The 18729-nt window shown below is 42.9% G+C and carries 19 protein-coding genes and 1 riboswitch; all 19 genes read left to right on the top strand.

The window, feature by feature from the left end; translation table 11 throughout:
- Positions 1-6: 6 nt before the first annotated feature.
- The 19 genes from ABFY19_RS08600 to ABFY19_RS08510 all read left to right on the top strand — a co-directional run bounded on the left by ABFY19_RS08600 (position 7) and on the right by ABFY19_RS08510 (position 18725).
- The gene (locus ABFY19_RS08600; RefSeq protein WP_418790267.1) at positions 7-843 is read left to right on the top strand and encodes a Ku protein; all 837 of its coding nucleotides are present in this window, start codon (positions 7-9) and stop codon (positions 841-843) included.
- Entirely contained in the window at positions 830-1798 is a 969-nt protein-coding gene (gene ligD / locus ABFY19_RS08595) for a non-homologous end-joining DNA ligase (protein ID WP_418790265.1), read from the top strand. The genes ABFY19_RS08600 and ligD (ABFY19_RS08595) overlap by 14 nt, the downstream gene beginning before the upstream one ends.
- Before the next feature lie 3 nt (positions 1799-1801).
- Positions 1802-2707: a non-homologous end-joining DNA ligase gene (gene ligD / locus ABFY19_RS08590; RefSeq protein WP_418790263.1), complete on the top strand. Its 906-nt coding sequence runs from the start codon at positions 1802-1804 to the stop codon at positions 2705-2707.
- Between the two features lie 97 nt (positions 2708-2804).
- Positions 2805-3947, top strand: coding sequence for a DNA-processing protein DprA (gene dprA, locus ABFY19_RS08585; protein WP_418790262.1), 1143 nt, complete (start codon positions 2805-2807; stop codon positions 3945-3947).
- A gap of 68 nt (positions 3948-4015) precedes the next feature.
- Positions 4016-6166 carry a type I DNA topoisomerase gene (gene topA / locus ABFY19_RS08580; RefSeq protein ID WP_418790260.1) on the top strand — a complete coding sequence of 717 codons (2151 nt, stop codon included), beginning with the start codon at positions 4016-4018 and terminating at the stop codon, positions 6164-6166.
- On the top strand, positions 6167-7477 hold the full coding sequence (gene trmFO, locus ABFY19_RS08575; RefSeq protein ID WP_418790259.1) for a methylenetetrahydrofolate--tRNA-(uracil(54)-C(5))-methyltransferase (FADH(2)-oxidizing) TrmFO: 1311 nt from the start codon (positions 6167-6169) through the stop codon (positions 7475-7477). It abuts the gene before it with no gap.
- Positions 7461-8363 (top strand): tyrosine recombinase XerC, encoded by a 903-nt coding sequence (gene xerC / locus ABFY19_RS08570; RefSeq protein ID WP_418790258.1) that lies wholly within the window; start codon positions 7461-7463, stop codon positions 8361-8363. The genes trmFO and xerC overlap by 17 nt, the downstream gene beginning before the upstream one ends.
- A gap of 21 nt (positions 8364-8384) precedes the next feature.
- Complete coding sequence (gene hslV / locus ABFY19_RS08565) at positions 8385-8915, top strand: ATP-dependent protease subunit HslV (protein ID WP_418790257.1); 531 nt, start codon at positions 8385-8387, stop codon at positions 8913-8915.
- 14 nt (positions 8916-8929) lie between these two features.
- On the top strand, positions 8930-10327 hold the full coding sequence (hslU, locus tag ABFY19_RS08560; RefSeq protein WP_418790255.1) for an ATP-dependent protease ATPase subunit HslU: 1398 nt from the start codon (positions 8930-8932) through the stop codon (positions 10325-10327).
- A gap of 28 nt (positions 10328-10355) precedes the next feature.
- Entirely contained in the window at positions 10356-11138 is a 783-nt protein-coding gene (gene codY, locus ABFY19_RS08555) for a GTP-sensing pleiotropic transcriptional regulator CodY (RefSeq protein ID WP_418790254.1), read from the top strand.
- 410 nt (positions 11139-11548) lie between these two features.
- Positions 11549-11661: riboswitch (cyclic di-GMP riboswitch) on the top strand.
- A 17-nt stretch (positions 11662-11678) separates the two neighbouring features.
- The gene (flgB, locus tag ABFY19_RS08550) at positions 11679-12146 is read left to right on the top strand and encodes a flagellar basal body rod protein FlgB (protein WP_418790252.1); all 468 of its coding nucleotides are present in this window, start codon (positions 11679-11681) and stop codon (positions 12144-12146) included.
- Between the two features lie 22 nt (positions 12147-12168).
- Positions 12169-12612 carry a flagellar basal body rod protein FlgC gene (gene flgC / locus ABFY19_RS08545; protein WP_418790251.1) on the top strand — a complete coding sequence of 148 codons (444 nt, stop codon included), beginning with the start codon at positions 12169-12171 and terminating at the stop codon, positions 12610-12612.
- 14 nt (positions 12613-12626) lie between these two features.
- Positions 12627-12938 carry a flagellar hook-basal body complex protein FliE gene (fliE, locus tag ABFY19_RS08540; RefSeq protein ID WP_418790250.1) on the top strand — a complete coding sequence of 104 codons (312 nt, stop codon included), beginning with the start codon at positions 12627-12629 and terminating at the stop codon, positions 12936-12938.
- Positions 12939-12978: 40 nt separating this feature from the next.
- On the top strand, positions 12979-14556 hold the full coding sequence (fliF, locus tag ABFY19_RS08535) for a flagellar basal-body MS-ring/collar protein FliF (RefSeq protein WP_418790249.1): 1578 nt from the start codon (positions 12979-12981) through the stop codon (positions 14554-14556).
- Between the two features lie 11 nt (positions 14557-14567).
- Positions 14568-15572: a flagellar motor switch protein FliG gene (gene fliG / locus ABFY19_RS08530; protein WP_418790248.1), complete on the top strand. Its 1005-nt coding sequence runs from the start codon at positions 14568-14570 to the stop codon at positions 15570-15572.
- The gene (locus tag ABFY19_RS08525; protein ID WP_418790247.1) at positions 15565-16350 is read left to right on the top strand and encodes a FliH/SctL family protein; all 786 of its coding nucleotides are present in this window, start codon (positions 15565-15567) and stop codon (positions 16348-16350) included. Before fliG ends, ABFY19_RS08525 begins: the two co-directional genes overlap by 8 nt.
- Positions 16337-17659, top strand: coding sequence for a flagellar protein export ATPase FliI (gene fliI, locus ABFY19_RS08520; RefSeq protein WP_418790245.1), 1323 nt, complete (start codon positions 16337-16339; stop codon positions 17657-17659). The genes ABFY19_RS08525 and fliI overlap by 14 nt, the downstream gene beginning before the upstream one ends.
- Before the next feature lie 17 nt (positions 17660-17676).
- Positions 17677-18129, top strand: coding sequence for a flagellar export protein FliJ (gene fliJ / locus ABFY19_RS08515; protein WP_418790244.1), 453 nt, complete (start codon positions 17677-17679; stop codon positions 18127-18129).
- Positions 18130-18146: 17 nt separating this feature from the next.
- Complete coding sequence (locus tag ABFY19_RS08510) at positions 18147-18725, top strand: MotE family protein (RefSeq protein WP_418790242.1); 579 nt, start codon at positions 18147-18149, stop codon at positions 18723-18725.
- Positions 18726-18729 lie beyond the last annotated feature (4 nt).

The raw sequence follows: 18729 nt of genomic DNA, 5'->3' as shown, positions 1-18729 counted from the left end.
GATTTTATGAGGAATCTTTGGAAGGGAGCTATCAGTTTCGGCCTGGTACACGTACCTGTAAAACTGTATTCGGCGACTGAAAGAAAAGATATTAAGTTTAATTATCTCCATGAAAAATGCAAGACACCAATACGATATGAAAAGATTTGTCCAACCTGTCAAACAGAAGTGTCTGCAGATGAAATTGTCAGGGGATATGAATATGAGAAGGGCAGATATGTAATCCTTAGAGATGAAGATTTCGAAAACATTCCTTTACCAACAGCTAAAACAGTTGAAATTATAAACTTTGCAGAACTCAGTGAAATAGATCCGGTGTATTTTGACAAATCATACTACCTTAGTCCGGGAGATGGCGGGCAGAAGGCATACGAACTCCTGAAAAAGTCAATGGTGGAAGCCGGAAAAGTGGCTATAGCAAAAGTTATTATTAGATCCAAGGAGTCTCTGGCAGCTCTCAGGGTATTCCGGGATATTATAATCATGGAGACCATGTTTTATCCGGATGAAATAAGAGATGCCAAATTGCTTCCAGAAATTAATTATAATGTACAGGTAAGCGAGAATGAGGCACAAATGGCATCAAATCTGATTGGAGCACTTACCGAACCATTTAACCCGGAAAAATATCATAATGAATATAGAACTGTACTCAGCGAACTTATAGAATCCAGGATTAGCGGTGCTGAAGTTGAAATTCCAGCAAGAGAGGAAACAGGCAAGGTGGTTGACCTTATGGAGGCTCTTAAGGCAAGTATAGATTTAGCAAAGGAAGAAAAGGAACGGGCTGAGATGAAAAAAAGACCAAAATCAGCGTCCAAGAAGGCACATGAATCCCGATGAGGCATTCAAATGGTTCAGAAAATTAAAACCCATGCTGGCAACCTCAGCATCTCCGTTTAATTCTCCGGAATATATTTTTGAGGTTAAATGGGATGGATTCAGATGTTTAGCTTACTTTGATGATGATAAAACAGTACTCCAAAGCCGTAATCGATTGGATTTCAGCAACAAGTTTCCTGAACTCGGACAAATTCACCGTCTGGTTGCTAGGCACCCGGCCATTATTGATGGTGAAATAATAATCATGGAAAATGGGAAACCATCTTTTTACGAGCTTCAGAAGAGGGGTTGGACGAGTGATGACCGCTCAATTGCAAGGAAATCTGCTGCTAAACCGGCAACTTATGTAGCCTTTGATATTCTTTTTGCAGGGGAAGAAATCCTGACCGGCGTGCCACTGATTGAAAGAAAGGAAATCCTTAAAGGAATTGTTGAGCCGGATGACCGGCTCTTTGTTTCAGAGGGCATTCCTGAAAAGGGCCGGGAAATCTACCACGCATGTATTAAACAGGACCTTGAAGGGGTTATTGGCAAAAAGTCAGACAGTCTTTATTATCCGGGTAGGCGCACTCAATATTGGAAGAAATTTAAAAAAGTTTATGAAGGTGATTTTATCATATGTGGATATAAGCAAACCTATGATAATTCAGAAAGGGTTGATTCATTAATTTTGGGGTTACTTGAAGGTACCCAAATGTTTTTCCAGGGTGCAGTGGGAGTTGGACTGGGCGGAACGCCAGGGAAAGCCCTTTATAAAGCACTTCAACCGTTAATAAATGATAAACCGCTGTTTGAACTTCCTCAGGATGTTGTTCGAGGCATAAAGTGGGTTAAACCTGAAATTTGTTGTTCTGTGGAATTTTTGGAAACGGCAAGGAATGGCAGGCTTAGACATCCGGTGTTTAAAGGGCTCCGCGTTGATTTGGAACCGGAAGACTGTAGCGGAGGTAATTAGAAGTTGGACAGAGAGGTAATTATAGCAGGGAAAAAGCTGAAACTGACAAACCTTGAAAAACTGATGTGGCCGCGTGATACAATTAATAAGGCCGGACTTATTAAATATTATGCTGATATTTCTGATATTGTACTGCCGCATCTGAAGGATAGGTTGTTTATCATGAGCCGTTATCCGGATGGGATTGATGGAAAGATGTTTTACCAGAAAGAATGTCCGGGGTATGCCCCGGAATGGGTCAGAACGTTTCCTGTGAAATCACCTGATGTTGGTAAAACGATAAACTATATTATTTGTAATGACTTGCCCACACTTTTATGGCTTGCCAATCAAGCCTGCATTGAACTTCATATATGGCTGGCAAAGGTGCCGGAGACAAATTGCCCCGATATTATGGTTTTTGACCTTGACCCCATGTATCCTGCGACATTTAATGACACATTGAAGGTTGCTCTCTTGGTAAAAGAGGCTTTAGAGCAGTTTGGCCTGCACGGTTATCCTAAAACTTCAGGCGCTACGGGTTTGCATGTCTTTGTTCCTATCAAGCCGGAATATACCTACAGCGAAGTCCGGGCCGGTGTCGAGTTTATATGCCGCCATGTCAATGCGGTTCTCCCTGAAAAAACTACTATGGAAAGACTGGTTGTCAACAGGAATGGCAAGGTTTATCTGGACTACTTACAAAATACCCAGGGTAAGACAATGACTTTTCAATACAGTCTGCGTCCGCTTCCCGGAGCACCGGTATCAGCTCCATTGACGTGGGATGAGGTTAGGCAGGGCGTGGTACGTCCCGGAGATTTTAACAGCTTTAATATAATTGACAGAATTAGCTGTGTTGGGGATCTTTATGCGGATTTTCTTAAACCTGGTCAGAGTCTTCAAAAACTTATGGCATTAGTACAATAATAGAATTATTTGGCAGAAATAATATTTTCTTATGCAGGAAAATGGGGAACCACCCCGAAACAGTGTAAAGAATAAAGGCAATAATGTTTAATGTTTAATGAATTATTATTATCAGTCAGGGGTGCAGTTAGTGGATACCAAGGCTTATTATGTTTTGCTGAGCATGGTTGATGGTTTGGGGCCGCGCCGGCTTGCTGCATTGATTGAGTTGATGGGTACGGCGGAAAAGGTCTGGTATGCAAGTGAATCAGTTTTACGGTCTGTACCGGGAATTCCTGCGAAAGTTATTTCGAGTCTCCTGGACAAGCGTAAAGAGCTGAACCCTGAATCCGAAGTACAGAAACTTGCGGACCGCGGAATAGGTCTTGTTTTCATTGATGAACCGGAATATCCCCGGATACTCAAAAGTATTTATGACCCTCCTAAGGTTTTATATGTCAGGGGTAAAAAGAATATACTTAATGAACAGATGTTTGCTGTAGTGGGGTCCAGAAGGGCGACCCATTATGGATTAACGGCAGCACGGGCGATAGCGGGTGAATTATCACGTGTCGGTCTGGGAATTGTATCCGGTATGGCAAGAGGAATTGACTCGGCAGCTCATCGTGGGGCACTGGATTCAGGCGGAGTTACTATTGCTGTTTTAGGATGTGGGGTGGATGTGGTATACCCCAGGGAGAATCGTAATATAATGGAAGAGATAATTGAAAAAGGCGCAGTGATTAGCGAATTTCCTCCCGGCACATCCCCTGTGGCGGGCAATTTTCCACAGCGAAACAGGCTTATCAGCGGGTTATCCTGTGGAGTATTGGTTATAGAAGCTGCTGAGAAAAGCGGTTCGCTGATTACTGTTAATTTTGCTCTGGAACAGGGGCGTGAGGTGTTTGCAGTACCGGGACAGGTGACCAACAAGCTGAACCGGGGCTGTCACCAGCTTATCCGTCAGGGTGCCTGCTTGGTGGAAAACGCGGGAGATATTCTGGAGGAACTTGGACTGATTGGAACTGATAAGACGTTACCGAAGCATGATATTTGTTGTATCAGGGGCAATATTTATTTGACCGATGAAGAAAAAAGGGTATATAATATTATTTCAGATGACCCGATAAGCAGTGAAACCATTATTTGTAAAACCGGAATAAGGCCTTCCGATGTAATATCAATGCTTCTGGTAATGGAATTAAAGGGGCTTGTAAAACAACTGCCCGGACAGAGGTATGTCCGGAATGTCCTTGATTAAATCCAGAAATGCTGCTGCAACAATAAGTAAACATTCCGGATATCCTTAGAAGATTGTATATTAAGGGAATGGAACGGTTAAGACTACGAAATGACAGCACTGTGATAGCTGTTATAGGGGTGATAATTTTGTCAAAGTATCTGGTGATTGTGGAGTCACCTGCCAAGGCCAAAACCATAGGAAAGTTTCTTGGCAAAAGGTATATTGTAAAGGCATCAATGGGTCATGTAAGGGACTTGCCCAGAAGTCAGTTTGGGGTGGATGTAGAAAAGAACTTTGACCCTAAGTACATTACTATAAGAGGTAAGGGTGACATTTTAAAGGAGCTGCGCAGTGCCGCCAAAAAATCGACCAATATTTTGCTGGCAACTGACCCTGACCGGGAAGGTGAGGCAATTGCATGGCATCTGCAGCACCAATTGCAAATAAATGAGAAGGACAAATGCAGGGTAGAATTTAATGAAATTACTAAAGATGCTATTCAAAAGGCGATGAAATCCCCACGCACTATTGATAGGTCCAGGGTAGATGCTCAACAGGCCAGGAGGATTCTGGACCGCCTAGTTGGGTATAATCTTAGCCCACTACTTTGGAGGAAAGTAAAAAAAGGGCTTAGTGCCGGCCGTGTCCAGTCGGTAGCAGTAAGACTGATATGTGACCGAGAAGAGGAAATTAAGGCTTTTGTCCCTGAAGAATACTGGTCTTTAACGGGCATTTTTCGAAAAGCCGGTAATAAGACTGATTTTGAAGCAAAACTGTTAAAACAAAATAATAGGAAAATAACTATTTCCACCAAAGAAGAGATGGATCAGGTTATGTCTAACCTGAACGGTGCAGATTATGTAATCGATACAATTAAAAAGAGGGAAAAGAAAAGGAACCCGTCTCCGCCCTTTACAACCAGTACTATGCAGCAGGAAGCCTACCGAAAGCTGAATTTTGCGGCTCGGAAAACCATGCAGGTAGCCCAGCAGCTTTATGAGGGCTTAGATATTGGTCCTGAAGGCACGGTAGGTCTGGTTACATATATTAGAACAGATTCCACGAGAATTGCTGAAGCAGCCCAGGAGGAGACGGCACAATACATCCTGGATAACTTCGGGGTTGACTATAAGCCTGATAAGGTGAGGCTGTATCATAATAAGGGCAGGACGCAAAATGCACATGAAGCCATACGGCCAACTACAATTACTCGTGAGCCTGACCAAATTAAAAAGTTCCTTTCCAGGGATCAGTATAAACTGTATAAACTGATTTGGGAGCGGTTCCTGGCAAGTCAGATGAGTTCCGGAGTGGTAGATACTACCACTGTGGATATCAGTGCAGGAGATTACACGTTCAGAGCAACAGGTTCCGTGATAAAGTTTCCTGGGTTTATGAAAATTTATATTGAAAGTTTGGATAATGGTGATAAAGAGGAATCAGGGTTATTGCCTGCAGACCTGGAAAAGGGTAATCACCTGGCAGTTAATAACCTGGAACCCAAACAACACTTTACTCAGCCGCCTCACAGGTATACTGATGCCACGTTGGTAAAGGCTCTTGAGGAAAATGGAATCGGACGCCCGAGCACATATGCTCCTATAGTGGAAACAGTTCAGAAGAGGGGATATATAATAAAAGAAGAAAAACAGTTTCATCCTACTGAATTGGGTTTTCTGGTAGTTGATCTGCTGAAGGAGCATTTTCCGGATATTATAAACATTCAGTTTACGGCTGCCATGGAGGATAAGCTTGACAGTATTGAAGAGGGTGATACCGACTGGGTTGAGATTTTACGCAGGTTTTACACACCGTTCAAAAAAACACTGGAAAAGGCGGAAAAAAGTATTGGTGTTATTGAAATAGAAGATGAGGTTAGTGATGAGGTCTGTGACCAGTGTGGACGCAACTTGGTCATTAAAATGGGAAGGTATGGTAAGTTTTTGGCCTGCCCTGGGTTTCCTGAATGCAGGAATACCAAACCACTTCTAGAGACAATCGGAGTTTCATGCCCGGAATGCGGAGGAGATATTGTTCTGAAGAGAAGCAAAAAGGGCAGAAAGTTTTATGGATGCAGTAATTACCCGAATTGTGAATTTGTCTCCTGGGACCAACCTACAGATAAAAGATGTCCTGAGTGCAATAAAGTACTGCTTAACAAATCTATGGGCAGTAAAGGGTTGGTTCTTAAATGCTCCGGTAATAATTGCAAGTATCAGGAAAGGGTTATGGTTTAAATGAAACCTGTAACTGTAATCGGCGCCGGGTTGGCAGGTTCAGAAGCAGCCTGGCAGCTTGCTTCCAGAGGGGTCCGGGTGAGGCTTTTTGAAATGAGGCCGGTGAGAAAATCCCCGGCACATCATACCGACATGTTTGCTGAACTTGTCTGCAGCAATTCCCTTAGGGGGGATTCTCTGGAAAATGCCGCGGGCTTATTAAAAGAGGAAATGCGCCGTCTTAATTCATTAATTATAAAGTGTGCAGATCAATCGTCTGTTCCGGCAGGCGGTGCTTTGGCAGTTGACAGGTCGGATTTTGCCGGGTTAGTCACCAATGTGTTATCCGGTCATCCAAATGTGGAGGTTATCAGGCAGGAGATATCTCAAATAGATACCACCAATCCTGTAATAATCGCTACCGGGCCTTTGACATCTGCTGCTATGTCGGAAACCATCAGTGCAATTACCGGTTGTGAATACTTATATTTTTATGATGCGGCAGCTCCGATACTAACCTTGGATTCTCTGGATCGACATAAGGTTTTTCTGGCTTCCAGGTATGACAAGGGTGAAGCTGCCTATCTTAATTGTCCCATGAACAGGGAAGAGTACGAACGATTTTATCACGAATTAATAAATGCTGAGTGTGCTCCTTTGAAGGAGTTTGAGAAAGAGATATATTTTGAAGGGTGCATGCCTGTGGAGGAATTAGCCTCCAGGGGATGCCGAACTTTGCTTTTTGGACCTATGAAACCTGTAGGTCTGACTGACCCTCGTACCGGAAACATCCCTTATGCTGTGGTACAGCTCAGACAGGATAACATTGAAGGAACTTTATATAATATTGTGGGCTTTCAAACACATCTTAAGTGGGGTGAACAAAACCGGGTTTTCAGAATGATTCCGGGACTTGAAAATGCTGAGTTTGTACGTTATGGTGTGATGCACCGCAATACTTTTATAAATTCTCCTGAGCTCCTGAACCGGACTCTTCAGTTTAAGAAAGATGAAAATCTCTTTTTTGCCGGGCAGATTACCGGGGTTGAAGGTTATGTGGAATCAGCGGCAATGGGGCTGGTTGCCGGAATAAATGCAGCCAGGGTTGCTGCAGGCGAGCTGCCGGTTATTTTCCCGGAGGAAACTGCACATGGGGCCTTATGTAAATATATTACTACACCTGTGACTAAAAAATTTCAGCCGATGAACATCAATTTTGGAATTTTGCCCCAGCTTGGTGAAAAAATCCGGAATAAGCAGCTGAGATATGGTAAAATATCAGAAATAGCCTTAAACAAGCTTGAGGAATTTAGATATGTATTCATTCATTGACAGCTTTATGGTTTATTTAAAAGTGGAAAAAAATGCTTCGCCAAGGACTTTAGAAAGTTACCAGAGAGATATTTGGCAGTTTATAGATTTCTTGGCTGAAGAATTTAAGGTGTCTGGTGAGCAAGTGACACCTGAACAGGTTGACCACTTATCTGTCCGTAAATACTTGGCTTTACTACAGAAAAAGGGGCTGCACAGGTCTACTGTTGCTAGGAAACTCGCAGCCTTAAGGTCGTTTTACCGCTTTCTTTCCCGGGAAGAAGTCGTGTCCGGTAATCCTATGTTAAGGATATCGACTCCGAAACGTGAAAAAAGACTTCCCGAATTCTTGTATGAGGATGAAATCAGGAGCCTCATGGAAGCTCCCGATACCCGGAAGGCATCAGGGATAAGGGACCGGGCCATTCTTGAACTACTGTATTCCAGTGGCTTGCGGGTTAGTGAGCTAGTGGGCTTGGATGTATGTGATTCTGACCTGGAGCTTGAATATGTTAGGGTTATGGGAAAGGGAGCCAAGGAAAGAATTGTTCCTATGGGGTCTTATGCAATAAAAGCAATTGCCGGATATCTGGATGATGGAAGGCCGCAGCTGACCGGCAAAGAGAAAACCGAGGCCCTGTTTTTAAACAGAAACGGGGGGCGGTTGACGGTTAGGAGTGTTCGTAATATTGTAGATAAATATGTGAAACAGGTAAGTATCGAGCGGCGGATCAGCCCACATACGTTAAGGCATTCTTTTGCCACACATTTGTTAGACGGTGGTGCCGACCTTAGGGTTGTTCAGGAACTGCTGGGGCATGTTAAAATGTCTACTACTCAGATTTACACACATGTGACCAAACAAAAACTCAGGTCTGTATATGAAAAAAGCCATCCGAGGGCATAACGGGGACAGGGGGTATTAAATATGTTTCAAGGTACTACTATTGTTGCTGTCAAGCTAAATGGAAAAGTCGCTGTTGCCGGTGATGGGCAGGTGACTTTTGGAGGCAACATGGTTTTAAAGCAAAAAGCCAAAAAAGTCCGTCGCCTGCATAATAATAAAGTTATTGCCGGATTTGCGGGTTCAGTTGCGGATGCATTTACCCTGTTTGAAAAGTTTGAAAAAAAGCTGGAAGAGTTTCGGGGCAACCTCCCCAGAGCGGCAGTGGAACTTGCCAAGGAATGGCGTCTGGATAAGTATCTGCGCAAGCTGGAAGCACTTTTGATAGTGGCTGATCAAGAACACCTGTTGATTATATCCGGTAACGGAGAGGTTATAGAACCTGATGACAATGTAACTGCTATAGGTTCCGGCGGGGCTTATGCACTTGCTGCCGCCAGGGCCATGATTAATCATACACAGCTGAGTGCTTCGGATATAGCTAAGGAAGCCCTCGAGATTGCTTCATCAATTTGCATTTATACTAATTCCAACATAACAGTTGAAGAATTATAAGAGGGGGTTATCTGGTGGAAAACTTAACTCCAAGGAAAATCGTTGCCGAATTGGATAAGTACATAGTAGGTCAACATAAAGCAAAGAAGTCTGTAGCGATTGCTTTGCGGAACAGGCATAGAAGAAAAAGATTATCTCTAGAACTGCAGGATGAAATTGTACCCAAAAATATCATTATGATAGGACCTACCGGTGTTGGTAAAACTGAGATCGCCAGGCGGTTGGCGAAACTTGTTAATGCTCCTTTTGTCAAAGTTGAGGCAACCAAATTTACCGAAGTTGGGTATGTGGGCAGGGACGTGGAGTCCATTATCAGGGACCTTGTTGAAACAGCCATCAGGGTTGTGAAAAACGAAAAAATTTCTGCTGTTGAAGAAAAAGCTGGAAAGCTGGCCGAACTTCGGATAATTGAGCTTTTAGCACCGCTCCCGGAGAAAGATGCTAAGGTTAAAAACCCTTTTGAGGTTTTATTCGGGGGCAGCCAGCAGGACCATGCTAATGATGATGAATACACCCAGCGAATCAAGAAGCTGCAGTTTGAGAGGGACACCTTAAAAGAAAAGCTGGATTCAGGTAAACTGGAAGATGAGTATATTGAAATAGAGGTTGAGGATACAGGGACACCTATGGTTGAGGTCTTTACAGGTGCCGGTGTCGAAGAAATGGGGATTAATATCCAGGACATGCTGGGTGGAATTTTTCCCAAAAAGAAGAAGCACCGTAAGCTTACTGTACGAGAAGCACGTAAAATACTGGTACAGCAGGAGGCGCAAAAGCTTATAGATATTGATGAAGTTGTTTCTATAGCGATAGAGCGGGCTGAACAGTCAGGGATTATTTTTCTTGACGAAATAGATAAAATTGCAGGAAATGACAGCGGATCCGGGCCTGATGTCTCAAGGGGCGGGGTGCAGCGGGATATCCTGCCTATTGTCGAAGGTTCTACAGTTATGACCAAGTATGGTCCTGTTAAAACAGATTATATCCTTTTTATTGCTGCCGGTGCTTTTCATGTTTCCAAACCCTCAGACCTAATTCCTGAACTGCAGGGACGTTTTCCTATCCGTGTTGAACTGGATAGTCTGACTGAAACTGATTTTAAGCAGATTCTTACTGAACCTCAAAATGCCCTAATCAAGCAGTATATAGCCCTACTACAAACAGAAGGAGTTTTTTTAAAATTTACTGAAAATTCTCTTGATGAAATAGCTAAAATAGCTTATACTGTTAATGAACAGACAGAAAACATAGGTGCTCGACGTTTACATACAATTTTAGAGAAATTATTGGAAGATATTGCGTTTGAAGCACCGGATATCAAGGCAAAAGATATTACAATAGATAATGAATATGTTCGTAACAAACTTCAGGATGTTGTTCGGAACCAAGACTTAAGCCGTTATATCTTATAAAAGCCTTGTAGTTAAGGGGAGGAAAATCATGAAGGATTTGCTGGATCGAACTCGGGAAATTAATAAACTGCTTCAGAAGGCTGCTGGAAACCCAGTTGATTTTCAGGAAATGGCTGACGTTCTTACTGCAAATATTGAAGCCAACACTTATATTGTAGGAAGAAGAGGCAAAATTCTCGGTTTTTCTTTTGCGGAAAAGTATGCCTGCAATGTTATTGATGAAATTATTGAAAATACGAATCGTTTTCCTGACACTTATAATGAAGGGCTGTTAAGGATTGTTGAAACAAAGGCCAATTTTAACCAGAAAACAAACATCTGTATTTTTCATATTGAAGATGAATGTATTTTTGAGGATAAGGTGACAACGGTAGTCCCGATAGTAGGCGGAGGGGAACGACTGGGTACGCTTGTGTTGGCCAAATTTAATCAGCAGTTTACCAATGATGACCTTGTTTTGGCTGAGTATGGGGCAACAGTAGTTGGTATGGAGGTTCTCAGAATAAAAGCAGAACGTATTGAAGAAGAAGCCCGTAAAAAGGCGGCTGTACAGATTGCTTTGGGGACTTTGTCATATTCTGAACTTGAAGCAATAGAACATATTTTTGAAGAGCTTGATGGCAGCGAAGGTCTCCTGGTAGCCAGCAAGATTGCCGATAGGGTTGGAATTACCCGGTCTGTTATTGTCAATGCCTTAAGAAAATTTGAAAGTGCCGGTGTTATTGAATCTAAGTCTTTGGGCATGAAAGGGACTTATATTAGAATATTAAATGAACGCCTTTTGGATGAGCTAAATAAGTTGAGGCATTAGAAAAATAATATTAACGGCTGAGCTATAATTAATTTATGGCTCAGCCCTCTTTGTTTTTGGCACGAAAGAAAACTGACTCACAATTAGGGAGTCAGTTTCGTTTTTTTATATTTGTGCATGTGGGGAAAATGTCTGATATTTAGGTGCGAAGTTTGTCGATAAACTGAGTAATTTCCGATAAAATTAGATGCTAAAAAAAGGATTTTAGTTAATGGTGGCGAAATACTGTAACATTGGAAACCGGTATGAAATGCAGGTAGAAAATGCAGGTTGAATAGTGGTGAAAAAATATAAAAAATTGTAAGAAAAGGTAGGAATTTTGCGAATGAATGACGAATAGACATCAAAAGGTTTACATATTTTATTCCTTGTTACATTTTATTCCTGAATGGATTAAACTAAATATCAAACTTTGTAAAAGGCAAATTTATCGAAAGGTAAAGGCGCAAAGCTGCGGACCTAGAGGCTTGCTAATGATTCATAATAATACTCATTTTAGGGCTATGGTTGCCGGGCTGCCGAAGGGAGGTTAGCATTATTATGCCAAACTACGGTAGCTGTAGTTTGGATTTTTATTTTGCGGGAGTGAAAGTCTTGATTGAAAAAATGTTAATTACCAGGACAATGAATATTCTTGAAAAGGGCCTTGATGCATCATCTATGAGGAACACTGTGATTGCTGATAACCTTGCAAATGTGGATACCCCAGGATTTAAAAAGTCTGAGGTGTATTTTGAGGAAGAACTGCGGAAAGCCATTGGGAGGAAGAACTGCCTGGCGGGGATGCTTACCCATGAAAAGCATATTCCCATTGGCAGAAAATCGGAATTGGATATTGCTCCGAAAATTGATAAAAGTGAAGATACGTCCATGAGAAATGATGGTAACAATGTGGATGTCGATAGGGAAATGGCAGCATTGGCAAAAAATTCGATTATGTACACCGCATTGGCACAGCAACTAAACAGTGAATTTCAAAAAATCAGAATGGCAATTAAAGGGCAATAAAGTATAGGAACGGGGGGAGACTATGAATCTCTTTAATGCATTTGATATTAGTGCATCTGGAATGACGGCACAAAGGATGAGGATGGACCTCATTTCTGAAAATATTGCCAATATTAATACTACCAGGACCGAGGCAGGAGGCACTTACCGCCGGAAAGTTGCTGTTTTTGAGGCAAGGAAACCGGATAATGATTTTGCGAGAATACTGGGCAAAACCATCGAACAGCAAAAGATCGGGCGCGGGGTAAGGGTGGTAGAGATAAATGAGGACCAAAGCCCTTTTAAAATGGTATATGACCCCAATCACCCGGATGCTAATGAACAGGGTTATGTGAGTATGCCCAATGTCAATATTGTAACTGAAATGGTAAACATGATTTCCGCTACCAGGTCATATGAGGCAAATGTTACAGCTATACAGGCTTCTAAGGATATTGCGCTTAGGGCGCTGGAAATTGGGAAATAAAGGAGGATTAACAGGTGAATATCCTAAACACACCGGTTGATATACTTCAGGCCAGCCGCAAACTAGGAGGATTGTCTCAGACACAGAACAATGACCAAGACAAAGGTATGGGGTTCGCTGATATCTTGAAAAACTCCATCAATGAAATTAATTCTCTCCAGCTGCAGTCAGAAGAACTGAAAAATAATCTGGTTACCGGGGACCTAAATGATCTCCATCAAGTAACAATTGCAGCAGAAAAGTCAAGTCTTGCTTTTCAGTTGACACTTCAAATTCGTAATAAAGTTGTAGAAGCATATCAAGAAATTATGAGGATGCAGGTATAATAGCTTTTTCTTATAGAGTGGAATGAGGTGACTTGTCTTAATGAAAGAGTATTTGTTGCAACTGAAAACACAGGCTATTGAGTTGTGGCAAAAAATGAACAAAACACAGAGAACAATTATTGTAGGTTCGGCGGCTCTTCTAATGTTGGTGTTGACTCTGCTTACCAGAAGCGCGACCATGCCGGACTATGGGGCCTTATTCACTCTAAAAGACGAACAGCAGGCAGGCCAAATTGTAGAAATGCTTAACGAAAAGAAAATATCTTTCAAGCTTGCCGACAATGGAACTGACGGTACAGTTACCGTTATGATTCCCAACAAGGATATTACTCAGACGCGTCTGGAATTAGCTTCTGAGGGACTGCCTACAGGCGGAGTTGTCGGTTTCGAGAGTTTCGATGATACTAAGTTCGGGGAGACAGATACTGACCGCCAGGCCAGATACCTTCGTGCACTGCAGGGTGAACTTACCCGCACTATCGAGGGGATGTCCGAGGTCGATACGGCCAGAGTGCATATTGTCCAACCCGAACCTTCTCTTTTTTCTGAACGCCAAGAAAACGCTACCGCTGCAGTAATGTTAAAGTTTAGACCAAACAAAACCCTTAAGGAAAATCAGGTAGCAGGTATTATTAAACTGGTGACCAACAGTGTTGAGGGATTAAAAGAAGAAAATGTTACTATTGTCGATATTAACGGAAATATATTATCCGAAAACATGAGTGGTTCTGAAGATGGCGCTATTTCCGGGAAACAGGTGGAAATAAGGCAGCAGTACCAGAAGCAGTACCAAAGCGAACTCCAGAACTCGGTTGAGAGTATGCTGGAAAAGATTTGGGGGCCAGGCAAGGTTGTCTGCAGGGTTAGCCTTGAAATAGATTTTGATAAGATTGAACAGAAGAAGCAGGAGTTTGGTGATGCAGTGCCAAGAAGTACCGAGGAGTCGGAAAAAACCAGCACAACTACCAGTAATTCTACTGGAAGTGGGGTTCCTGGTACCGATAGTAATATCCCGGGCTATGAAACAGCGGGTGAAACCGGGAGCAGTGAGACCACAGAAACGCATGAGATTAGAAATAATGAGATTAATACATATGAAGAATTCAGGGAGGTCGCCCCTGGCGGTGTAAAAAGAATGTCAGTGGCGGTTGTTATCGATAGGGAGATTAATTCTAATCAACAGAAGGTTGTTGAAGATATAGTAAAGAGTGCGGCAGGATTTAATACTGACCGGGGTGATCAGTTATCTGTTGCCGGAATGCCGTTTAGTACTGAATATCAGGATGAACTGAACAAGCAGATAGCTGAGGCCGAGAAGAGAGAAATGTATATTTACGGCGGAGCAGCCGCTCTTGCGACAATTGTTTTTATTGGGGTTATTGTTGGCAGTATTGTAGTTATGAGACGCCGGAAAGAAGGCGAAGCACTCCTGGAAGAACAACTTATGCCTAATAGGGCGTTATCTATAGATGAACTTGATGATGCCAACATTCCTGAAAGAGATTTGACACCTGAAGAAAAAGAGCTGAAAAGGATTAAGGAACGTGTGGAAAACGTTGCCAAAGAGCAGCCTGACGATATTGCTCAATTGCTCCGAACCTGGTTGATTGAAGAATAGAGGTGACATTAATGGCCAGAGGCTTAACGGGAAAACAAAAAGCAGCAATTTTACTTATTTCCCTGGGTCCGGAGGTTTCTGCAGAGATATTTAAACATCTCAGAGATGAGGAAATAGAAGAACTTACCATTGAAATAGCCAATATACGCAAGGTCAGCGCCAATGATAAAGCCGATATTCTCTCGGAATTCCATGATTTATTGGTGGCCAAAGATTTTATATCCTCAGGGGGCATAGAATATGCCAAGGAAGTCCTGGAAAAAGCATTAGGCAACCAGAAGGCCCTGGATATCATCCAGAGGCTTACGGCAACCCTCCAAGTCAAGCCATTTGATTTTGTCAGGAAAACTGATCCTGCGCAGTTGCTTAACTTTATCCAGTCAGAACACCCGCAAACTATTGCCTTGATTATTGCATATCTGGCTCCTGACCAGGCAGCTACCATACTTTCGGCACTGCCACCTGACCGCCAGGCTGATGTAGCACGGAGGATTGCCATGATGGACAGCACTTCCCCGGATGTAATCAGGGATATTGAGCGGCTGCTGGAACGAAAACTTTCCACAGTGGTTTCAACTGATTTTACCAGTGCGGGGGGAGTTCAGTCTGTTGTTGATATTCTTAACAGGGTTGACCGTACTACTGAGAAAATTATTATGGAAAGTATGGAAATTCAGGACCCGGAAATGGCTGAGGAAATCAAGAAAAGAATGTTTGTTTTCGAAGATATTGTGCAGCTTGATGACAGGGCAATCCAGCAAATACTCCGTGATGTGGATAGTAAGGACCTGGCCCTTGCGCTTAAGGGCTCTAATGAGGAAGTCGGTGCTAAGGTTCAGCGCAACATGTCCAAACGCGCTTCAGATATGCTGAAAGAAGATATGGAATACATGGGTCCTGTCAGGCTGCGCGATGTTGAAGATGCCCAACAGCGCATAGTTAATATTATCAGGAAACTGGAAGAAGCTGGGGAAATTGTCATTGCTCGTGGCGGAGGAGATGAAGTAATTGTCTAGGGTTATAAAAGGTTTGTCCGTCAAGCTGCAATCCCCCTTGATTGTGCAGCATACTAATGATACCGGCTCAGAAACACCGCCACCGGATGATTCCGGCGGGCTCATTTCCGAACAGGATGTAGGACAGCTAAAAGACCAGGCAGCACAAATTCTCACTGAAACTGAGCAGATGGTTAAGGAACTTCTTGAAACAGCCAGGCTGGAAGCTGAGAAGATTATCAGGAATGCTAGGGAAGAAGCCCTAGCCATAATTGAAGAAGGCCGCGAAAACCTCCGGAAAATTGAAGAAGAGGCATATTCCAAGGGATGGCAGGAAGGTGACGAAGCTGCCAGAAAGAAATATGAGGAAAAACTGAAGTCGGCTGACGACATACTGGAAAAAGCCCATGAGAAAAAATGGCAGGTCGTGGCTGGCTCTGAAGAAGACATTGTCAGGCTGGCAGTGGCAGTTGCCAGGAAGGTTATTAACCGGGAAATAGAGACAAGTCCCGAAATTGTGATAGATATGGTAAAACTGGCCATTCGGAAAGCTACAGATAGAGAGGAACTAACAGTGAGAGTGAATCCAGACAATCTGGATGTTACTATAAATGCCAAAGATAATATTTCACAGGAAATGAAGGGGATTCGCAAATTAAAGGTTCTGGCTGACCCGGATATTGCTCGCGGGGGCTGTGTGGTTGAAAGTAACAACGGTACTGTAGATGCACGGATTGAAAGACAGATGAATGAAATAGAACAAGCTTTGATGGAAGTGAATCCAAATGCCGAGGTTTGATAAATATTATAAAGTAATAGAAAAAACTGAACCGATTAAAACAAACGGTAAAGTAACCCAAGTAATCGGTCTGATTATTGAGTCTCAAGGTCCGGGGGCCAACCTGGGGGAATTATGTTATGTTTTTCCCAACAACGGTTCACTTAAAATAAAAGCTGAAGTTGTAGGGTTTAGGGAAAACAAGATACTTTTAATGCCTTTGGGTGAACTCAGTGGTATCGGTCCCGGATGTGAAGTGGTAGCAACCGGAGATACGTTTAAAGTTGGTGTGGGGAACCGGATTCTGGGGAGAATTATTGACGGTTTAGGGACCCCCCTTGACCGTGGCGGATTTCTGGAGATTTCCGGAGATTATCCGGTAAACAATAATCCGCCAAACCCACTGGACAGGAGACGGATCACTGAGCCCCTGTCAATAGGAGTCAAGGCAATAGATGGTGTGCTAACCTGTGGCAAGGGACAGAGGATAGGGATATTTTCCGGAAGCGGGGTTGGCAAGAGTACACTGCTGGGAATGGTTGCTCGCAATACATCGGCCGATGTTAATGTAATAGCCCTTATTGGCGAACGGGGCCGTGAGGTTAGGGAGTTCATTGAGAAAGACCTGGGTGAAGAAGGGTTAAGGCGTTCAGTGGTAATTGTTGCCACATCGGACCAGCCTGCATTGGTAAGGTTGAAGGGGGCTATGGTAGCTACTACGATAGCAGAATATTTCAGGGACCAGGGCCTGGATGTAATGTTTATGATGGATTCAGTAACCCGATTTGCGATGGCACAGAGAGAGATAGGGCTGGCAGTTGGAGAGCCTCCCGCTACCAGGGGATATACCCCTTCTGTATTCGCCATTCTGCCCAAGCTCCTGGAACGATCAGGGACATCACCAAAGGGGACCATTACCGGTTTATATACCGTGCTTGTAGATGGTGATGACCACAACGAACCAATTGCTGATGCTGTCAGGGGTATTCTTGATGGACATATAGTTCTTACCAGGGAACTGGCAATGCAGACACATTACCCGGCCATAGATATTCTGGCAAGTGTCAGCCGGGTAATGAATGATATTGTATCTGAAGATCATAGGAAGTCAGCAGAGGAATTGCGCAGTATAATGGCAACTTACAGAGAAGCTAAAGATTTGATAGATATTGGAGCTTATTCAAGGGGCAGCAACCCGAAAATAGATTATGCTATTTCAAAGATTGACCTGGTGCTTGAGTTTCTTAAGCAGGATGTAGATGATAAATATACTTTTGAAGATGCCGTGAATATAATTAAGTCACTGGCCGAAATTCGCATATCGGCATAATAAGGAGATGAAGGGCTATGAAGAAGTTTGTCTTCAAGCTCCAGACAGCCCTGGACCTTAAGCTGAGGGCTGAAGAATTAAAGAAAGAAGAATTGTTTGCGGTAACTGAGATATATAAGGAAAGCTGTCTGGTTCTGGAAAAGCTGAAAACAAGATTAGCCGATATCCAGGATACCGTAAGAGGTAAACAGGGCAAGCAGTTAGATATTACCGAAATAAAGAGATGCCAGGACTATATTCCTGTTATTAATGAACACATATGCCAGCAGGTGCTGATAACTGAAAAACATCGCATTGCCATGGAAGAGGTTAGGACTGAACTTATTGAAATAATGAAGGAAAGAAAGGTTTTGGAAAAGCTCAGGACAAAGTACTACCAGCAATATATGAGCGAGTTCCTCAGGGAAGAACAGAAACAGATTGATGAGATGGCAACTACAGGCTTTATTCATAAGGATTCAGCGGTATAACAGGGGGTTAAACATCAGTGCGGGTTAAAAAAATTATCTCCAGAATTCTATTTATAATACTGATTCTTGGTATAATTGCAGGAGCTGTTTGGGCATTAGACTGGCTGGCAGTGATTAATGTCCGGAAAACAGCAGGCAAGATACCTGTTGTTGGGAAGATGATAACTGCAGAAGAAAAAGAGGACGAGGCGAAGACAGAAAAAAAGGAACCAGTGAACTCTTTAGAAGAAGAAAACAAAAAGCTCAAGGAAGAACAGCAGAAGCTTAAACAGCAGATTGGAGAGCTTGAAAAACACTTGGAGGTCGTCAATACTGAAAAACAGGCATTGCTAGAGGAGCGGGAGAGCTTAAAAAACACCCTGCAATCACTGGAAGTCCTCCAGGAGCAGCAGGAAGGGGCAAGGGTCAGCTATCAGAAACTGGCAGAATACTATGCTGAGATGAAACCCGAAGCAGCGGTTAATATAATGAATGGTCTTTCTGATGAAGTAATTATCGGGATTTTGCAGTACCTTGATAGTGAACAGGTTGCCAAAATCCTCAGTGCTATGGACCCTGAGAAAGCAGCCATTATAGTAGATCAAATGAAAAACTGAAAGG

Source organism: Phosphitispora sp. TUW77, from assembly GCF_048453025.1.
GTDB lineage: Bacteria > Bacillota > Thermincolia > Thermincolales > UBA2595 > Phosphitispora.
The sequence above is the reverse complement of the archived record's forward strand: the minus strand, read 5'-3'. Positions and strand labels throughout refer to the sequence as shown.

What these genes read in the sequence shown, in the direction of transcription:
- codY (WP_418790254.1), top strand. Translation starts at nt 10,356, where the DNA reads ATGAAGGATTTGCTGGATCGAACTCGGGAAATTAATAAACTGCTTCAG.
- hslV (WP_418790257.1), top strand. Translation starts at nt 8,385, where the DNA reads ATGTTTCAAGGTACTACTATTGTTGCTGTCAAGCTAAATGGAAAAGTC.
- topA (WP_418790260.1), top strand. Translation starts at nt 4,016, where the DNA reads ATGGAACGGTTAAGACTACGAAATGACAGCACTGTGATAGCTGTTATA.
- fliI (WP_418790245.1), top strand. Translation starts at nt 16,337, where the DNA reads ATGCCGAGGTTTGATAAATATTATAAAGTAATAGAAAAAACTGAACCG.
- fliG (WP_418790248.1), top strand. Translation starts at nt 14,568, where the DNA reads ATGGCCAGAGGCTTAACGGGAAAACAAAAAGCAGCAATTTTACTTATT.
- fliJ (WP_418790244.1), top strand. Translation starts at nt 17,677, where the DNA reads ATGAAGAAGTTTGTCTTCAAGCTCCAGACAGCCCTGGACCTTAAGCTG.
- flgC (WP_418790251.1), top strand. Translation starts at nt 12,169, where the DNA reads ATGAATCTCTTTAATGCATTTGATATTAGTGCATCTGGAATGACGGCA.
- ligD (WP_418790265.1), top strand. Translation starts at nt 830, where the DNA reads ATGAATCCCGATGAGGCATTCAAATGGTTCAGAAAATTAAAACCCATG.
- fliF (WP_418790249.1), top strand. Translation starts at nt 12,979, where the DNA reads ATGAAAGAGTATTTGTTGCAACTGAAAACACAGGCTATTGAGTTGTGG.
- ABFY19_RS08600 (WP_418790267.1), top strand. Translation starts at nt 7, where the DNA reads ATGAGGAATCTTTGGAAGGGAGCTATCAGTTTCGGCCTGGTACACGTA.
- xerC (WP_418790258.1), top strand. Translation starts at nt 7,461, where the DNA reads ATGTATTCATTCATTGACAGCTTTATGGTTTATTTAAAAGTGGAAAAA.
- flgB (WP_418790252.1), top strand. Translation starts at nt 11,679, where the DNA reads ATGCCAAACTACGGTAGCTGTAGTTTGGATTTTTATTTTGCGGGAGTG.
- dprA (WP_418790262.1), top strand. Translation starts at nt 2,805, where the DNA reads ATGAATTATTATTATCAGTCAGGGGTGCAGTTAGTGGATACCAAGGCT.
- trmFO (WP_418790259.1), top strand. Translation starts at nt 6,167, where the DNA reads ATGAAACCTGTAACTGTAATCGGCGCCGGGTTGGCAGGTTCAGAAGCA.